Source organism: Frankia sp. BMG5.23, assembly GCF_000685765.2.
Lineage (GTDB): Bacteria > Actinomycetota > Actinomycetes > Frankiales > Frankiaceae > Frankia > Frankia casuarinae.
Genome location: NZ_JDWE01000055.1, coordinates 22,190 through 28,538, shown reverse-complemented (window position 1 = coordinate 28,538; position 6,349 = coordinate 22,190). Strand labels below are relative to the sequence as shown.

At 68.6% G+C, this 6,349-nt stretch carries 4 protein-coding genes and 1 tRNA gene; 2 read left to right on the top strand and 3 right to left on the bottom strand.

What is annotated here, in order from left to right; genetic code table 11:
- Nucleotides 1-108: 108 nt before the first annotated feature.
- Both BMG523DRAFT_RS18380 and nifJ read right to left on the bottom strand, forming a co-directional pair.
- Nucleotides 109-717 (bottom strand): heme-binding beta-barrel domain-containing protein, encoded by a 609-nt coding sequence (locus BMG523DRAFT_RS18380; protein ID WP_011436457.1) that lies wholly within the window; start codon nt 715-717, stop codon nt 109-111.
- 221 nt (nt 718-938) lie between these two features.
- Complete coding sequence (gene nifJ, locus BMG523DRAFT_RS18375; RefSeq protein WP_035959116.1) at nt 939-4,454, bottom strand: pyruvate:ferredoxin (flavodoxin) oxidoreductase; 3,516 nt, start codon at nt 4,452-4,454, stop codon at nt 939-941.
- Between the two features lie 218 nt (nt 4,455-4,672).
- Between nifJ and BMG523DRAFT_RS18370 the strand changes: the two genes are divergently transcribed.
- Both BMG523DRAFT_RS18370 and BMG523DRAFT_RS18365 read left to right on the top strand, forming a co-directional pair.
- Nucleotides 4,673-5,641, top strand: a complete 969-nt coding sequence (locus tag BMG523DRAFT_RS18370) for a ParA family protein (protein ID WP_011436459.1) — start codon at nt 4,673-4,675, stop codon at nt 5,639-5,641.
- A 214-nt stretch (nt 5,642-5,855) separates the two neighbouring features.
- A tRNA-Leu gene (locus tag BMG523DRAFT_RS18365) sits at nt 5,856-5,940 on the top strand.
- Here the strand turns inward: BMG523DRAFT_RS18365 and BMG523DRAFT_RS26660 are convergent.
- Nucleotides 5,905-6,300, bottom strand: coding sequence for a hypothetical protein (locus tag BMG523DRAFT_RS26660; RefSeq protein ID WP_082456821.1), 396 nt, complete (start codon nt 6,298-6,300; stop codon nt 5,905-5,907). The genes BMG523DRAFT_RS18365 and BMG523DRAFT_RS26660 overlap by 36 nt on opposite strands.
- Nucleotides 6,301-6,349 lie beyond the last annotated feature (49 nt).

Here is a 6,349-nt window from a genome sequence, read left to right as displayed (position 1 = left end):
TACGAACGCAACGGCTACAACTTCCTCGGGTTCCTCTGCCTGGCTGCCGCGATCACCTGCTGGAAGAAGCTCCCGCACTCGACGTGAGACACGCTCTAAGCCGGGCGGCTAAGCGTCGGACAGGCGCCGCAGCACGTTGCGGTCCGTATGGGCGACCGGGTCGGACACCCGCTCGTGATCGATGGTGGTCGTGGAGGTGTAGGCGAAGCTCCCGTTGCCGGTGACGGTGATGCTCACCTCGTAGCGGATACTGTTCGCAGCGCGCGCCAGGTAGGGGTTGGACAGGATGCCGTACGTGGGGGAGCCGGCCTGCGCCCGCAGGGTGAAGTCGGTCGCGTCCGGCGCCACGGCACCACCGGCGATCAGGACCGCACCGCGGGGCACCATGAAGCACCGCATGACGTGGCCGAGATTGGCGTCCCACAGCCAGTAGCCGATCTCAGTGTGGAACGCCTTCTCCTCGCCAGCCCGCCACGCGGCCATGTGGTAGTCGAGGCCGTAGAGACACTGCGGGCCGTTGTCCACGGGACCGAAGGGCTTGAAGGTGACCCTCTCGCGGTACGGGGTCTCGATAATCGTGCCCTCGGCGTTGCCGAAGGCAACGTCCACCCCCTGGTCGCCCTCCCACGCACCGGCCAGGGCCGCCAACGGACCGAACTCCGGGCCGACTTTTCCCGCCTTCTCCGTCTTCCCTGGCTTTCCTGTCGTTTTCGTCACCGCAAATCCTCCTTGAACGAGGAACCACCTACAGGTGGCACAATTCCGGAACATGCCCGGAACATCTCGACATTACTGTCAAATTCCTGCAAGCCGCTGTTGCGCGACTCTCAAGCCGCGCCGGACGGCACATTCACCGTGCTCACGGGCTCGCCCTCAAGATCGAACATTTCGCCGGTCTGTGGGCACGGCGCTTTGGTGGGTACGGCGCCGCTTCAGTCTTACGTGGTGGTGTGGCGGGGGTGGGCGGCTTCGTGTTCGTAGGTCTGCCAGCGCCCGAGGATGTCGCGTTGGGCGAGTGCCGCGAGCTCGTCGGCTTCGTCGGGGTTGACGGTGTTGAGGAGGGTGAACCGGGATTCGGTGGCGGCGAACTCGCTGAAGGGGATGGACGGTGCCCGCGAGTCGAGGGAGAACGGCCTTTCCGCGCGGGGGTCGACCCGGTAGAGCGGCCAGTATCCCGATTTCACCGCGGCTTTCTGGTGGGCCAGGCCGTCGGTCATGGTGATGCCGTGGGCGATGCAGTGGCTGTAGGCGACAATGAGGGACGGGCCGTGCCAGCTGGCCGCCTCGTTGAAGGCTTTCACCGTGTGCTGGTCGTTGGCGCCGAGGGCGACCTGCGCGACGTACACGTCGCCGTAGGCGGCGGCGAGCAGCCCGAGGTCTTTCTTGCGGGTCCGTTTGCCGCCGCCGGCGAACTTCGCGACCGCGGCGCGCGGCGTCGACTTCGACGCCTGCCCACCGGTGTTGGAGTACACCTCGGTATCGAGGACGAGCACGTTGACATCGCGTCCCGACGCGAGCACGTGGTCGAGGCCGCCGAAGCCGATGTCGTACGCCCACCCGTCCCCACCGATGATCCACACGCTTTTGTCGACGAGGTCGTCGAGGACAGCGTCGAGGGTGGTGTCGTGGTCGACGGTGGCCAGCCGCCGGCGTAGTTCGGCCACCCGCTGGCGTTGGTCGAGGATGCCGGCCTCGGTCGACTGGTCGGCGGTGAGCAGCGCCTCGACGAGCGTGCCGCCGACCGTCGCGGTCTGTGCGCGCAGCAGTCGGCGGGCCTCGCGGGCCCGGCTGTCGAGCGCGAGGCGTATCCCGAGCCCGAACTCGGCGTTGTCCTCGAACAGCGAGTTCGCCCAGGCCGGGCCGCGGCCGTCGGTGCCCGCCGACCAGGGTGTGGTCGGCAGGTTGCCGCCGTAGATGGACGAGCATCCCGTGGCGTTGGCGACGATGATGCGGTCACCGAACAGCTGCGTGAGCAGTTTGAGGTAGGGCGACTCCCCGCAGCCGGCGCAGGCGCCGGAGAACTCGAACAGCGGCTCCCGTAGCTGCGAGCCGCGGACCGTGTCCGGTGGGGCGAGCGCCGGTGGGACCGCCGGCAGCGTTTCGCGGAACGCCCATCCGGCACGTTCCTCCTCGAAGCGGGGTGCGGCGTCGACCATGTCCAGGGCGCGATGGCCCTCGATCTCCCGGCTCTTCGCCGGGCAGGCCTCGACGCAGATGCCGCAGCCGGTGCAGTCGTCCGGTGCCACCTGCACCGCGAGCCGGAACGCCGCGAGGGTGCGGTCCTTCGGCTTTTTGTGCCGGAACGACGCCGGCGCGTCGGCGAGCCGCGCCGGGTCGAACAACGTCATCCGGATGGCGGCGTGCGGGCAGGAAATCGCGCACTTGCCGCAGTCGATGCACAGGTCCGCATCCCACACCGGAAGCTCGCGGGTCAGGCCGCGTTTCTCGTACCGGGCCGTCCCGACGGGGAAGGTGCCGTCAGCCGGTAGTGCGCTGACGGGAAGCAGGTTCCCCTCCCCTGCCATGATCCGCGCCGTCACCTGCCGGACGAATGCGGGCGCCTCGCCGAGCAGCTGCCGGCGCGCCTGGCCCGTGACCACACGAGCCTGCAGGTCGACCTCGTGCAGGGCGTCGAGCGCGGCATCGATGGCGGCGAAGTTACGCTGCAGCACGGCGTCACCGCGTTTGCCGCGGGCGGCGCGGACCCCGTCCTTGACCGCCGCGATCGCCTCGTCGCGGTCCAGCAGACCGGACAGCGCCAGGAAACAGGTCTGCAGCACCGGGCTTACGATCCCGGGCATGCCGGCCTGCTTCGCCACCCGGTCGGCGTCGACGACGAACAGGCGCGCATCCCGGTCGAGCAGGTGCCGCTGCGCGTCGGCCGGCAGATGCTCCCACACCTTCTCCGGCGCATGCGGGCTGTTGAGCAGCACGGTGGCACCCGGCGCGGCCACGGCGAGCACGTCCACCCGTTCCAGCAGCGAGGACTGATGACAGCCCACGTACTGGGCGTTCTGGATAAGCCACGGGGAGTCGACCGGTCGTGGCGACAGCCGCAGATGCGAGACCGTCATCGACCCCGACTTCTTGGAGTCGAACACGAAGTACGCCTGCGCGTGCAGCGGCGTGCGAGCTGCGACGATACCGGCCGTTGCCCGCGTGGCACCCACCGTGCCGTCGCTACCGAGCCCGTAGAACACCGCCCGCAGCACGTCATCCGGCTCCGGGACACGGTCGTCGTCCACCTCGAGCGACAGGTCCGTGACGTCGTCGCGGATACCCACCGTCACCTCCCGGCGCGGCGCCGCGCCGGCCAGCTCGTCGAACACCGCCGCCGCCATCGCCGGGGTGAACTCCTTCGACGCCAACCCGTAACGGACACCGATCACCCGCGGCATCCGCTCGGGCCGTTCCGCGAACGCGGCGACGACATCCAGCCGCAACGGCTCACCCGACGCGCCCGGCTCCTTCGTCCGGTCCAGGACCGCGACCGACCGCACCGTCGAGGGCAGGCACGCGAGCAACGCCCGGCCGTCGAAGGGACGGAACAAACGAACCTGGACGAACCCGACCCGCTCGCCTCGCTCGACCAGCCGGGTGACCGCCTCCCGCACCGCCGACCGACCCGACCCCATGACGACCACAACCCGCTCGGCCTCGGGATGACCCTGATACTCAAACAGACGGTAGGCCCGGCCCGTCGCCGCGGCCAGCCGGTCCATCACCCCCTGCACAATCCCGGGAACCGCGGCGTAGAACGTGTTCGACGCCTCCCGGGCCTGGAAGAACGTGTCGGGATCCTGGGTGGTGCCCCGGATCACCGGACGGTCGGGGGACAACGCCCGGCGGCGATGGGCATCGATATGCCCGGCAGCCAGCAGACCACCCAGCGTGCCGTCGTCGAGCAACGCCACCTCGTTCAGCTCGTGCGACGTGCGGAAACCGTCGAAGAAGTGCAGGAACGGTACCCGCGACTCGAGCGTTGCCGCATGCGCCACCGCGGCCAGGTCATGCGCCTCCTGCGGCGACGCCGAACACAGCATGGCGAAACCGGTCGACCTCGCCGCCATCACATCACTGTGATCACCAAAGATCGACAGTGCGTGCGTGGCCACGGTCCGGGCCGCGACGTGAAGAACCATCGGCGTGAGCTCGCCGGCGATCTTGAACATGTTGGGCAGCATCAGCAGGAGACCCTGCGAGGCGGTGAACGTCGTCGACAGCGCACCCGCCTGCAACGCCCCGTGCACAGTGCCGGCGGCACCACCCTCACTCTGCAGCTGGACGACCTCGGGCACCGCACCCCACAGGTTCGGGCGGCCCTTCGCCGCCCACGCATCGGCCAGCTCCCCCATAGCCGACGCCGGGGTGATCGGATAGATCGCGATCACCTCGCTCGCCAGGTAGGCCACCAACGCGGCGGCCTCGTTCCCATCGATCGTCTTCTGACCCATACATCCCAGACTCAGGCGTCCGGAGGCGGATCGAGGAGGGACTTCCTTCCCGTCCCCGAAGGCGGAAGTCACCAGTATCCGACTCCCGACGACGTTACCGATCCAGAAACAGCCGTAGTCTGCTGGTGAACCGGACGCGGAAGCATTGCGGGTCCGGCCGAGGAGACACGACGTCCCTCCGCCGCCGGGCGGAGCGCGCGACCGGGAGCGAGGATGCGGTGAAGGCCGTGGCGATCGCCAGCTACAAGGGCGGGGTAGGCAAGACCACGCTCACCGCAAACATCGGCGCCGCGATCGCCCGGCTGGGGAGACGGGTACTGATGATCGACCTGGACCCGCAGGCGAACCTGACCTTCTCCTTTTACCGACCCGAGACCTGGCGGACGGACCTCGCCGACCACCGGAGAACCGTCAAGGCGTGGTTCGAGTCGTGGCGGCCGGAGACCACCCCACCGCCCCTCGCGGGGTACGTGACCACACCATCGGTCGTCAACGCCGCCGTCGCCGCGGGCGGCGGCACGTTGGACCTGCTCGCGTCGCACCTCTCACTCGGCGACATCGAGATGGACCTCACCGCCAGGCTGGGCGGGGCGCGGGCCCACCGGTCCACCAGGTACTACTTCGACGTCTACCAGCGGCTGGCCACCGGGCTGGCGTCCTTCTCCACGTACGACTACGACCTTGTGCTCATCGACTGCCCGCCGAACTTCGGAGTCATCACCCGGGCCGCGATCGCAGCCTGCGACCACCTGCTCATCCCGGCCCGGCCGGACAACCTGTCGACGCTGGGCATCGAACATCTGATGAGCAGACTGGGCCGGTTCGTCTGGGAGTACAACAGGGTCGCGGGGTTGCAGTCCGGGATGCATCCGGCCGTGAAACGACTCGAACCGCGGGTGCTCGGTGTTGTTCTCATGATGGTCCAGTACTACGGCGGTCGGCCGACCAGCTTCCTGCGGCCCTACATCCACCAGGCATCTGGTCTCGGACTCCCGGTGTTCGAGTCGATGCTCCGCGTGAGTAACCGGAGCTTCGCTGGAGCGGCTGGAACCCAACTGCCGGCGGTGCTGTCCGCGGATCTCCCGCCCGAGGTGGCCCGGGAGCTGATCAGCCTGGTCGAGGAGTTCCTCCGACGGGTCGGGGCGGCCAGCCGCATGGCGGGCCCGTCGCATAGGCCCGTCGCGTAGGCGAGGCCCAGAGGCCCCGGCGTCCGGCCAGTCATGATCGACATCCCCCGGGGTGCACCTCAAGTAATGATCATACTGCTTCTCGTTCTCGTCGAAGCGGGCCAGAACTCGCAAGTCGGGACTTGATCGTCTGATGGTCGGGGGTAGCGACAAGCACCCCCTTGGAGCGTGTAGCATCGCAGTCGTTCGCGGGTGAGACATCCGCGAACCACCTGTCCGGGTGGCGGAATGGCAGACGCGCTAGCTTGAGGTGCTAGTGCCCTTTAACGGGCGTGGGGGTTCAAGTCCCCCCTCGGACACTCTCGTTCGTACATGATCCCTTGAGGCTTGGCCTCGGCGATCACTCGGTGGGCTCCTGGTTCGTAGGTGAGTTGCAGGCCGAGTTGGGTGTAGATCTCGGCTTTATCGGCCGGGTCGGCTTCGGTGAGAACGGCGACGATGTCGCCCACGGCGGTGACCATGTCGTGGATCTCCTGTTCGGTCATGGGGGCTGCGCCGTCCGGGTCGAGGCCGGCGCGGGCGGCGTGGGCGTTGATGTGGTTCGCGGCCTGCGTCTGGGTCCAGCCGCGGGCGTGGCGATGGGCGGCGCGGGGGCGGTAGTGGTAGCGGCGGGCGAACTCGATCGCGATCTCGTCGTGACTCATCCCGACCGCGCGCATCCGCGCCCGCAACTCGTCCTGCTCTACCCGCTGGCTTGGCTTGGCCGTC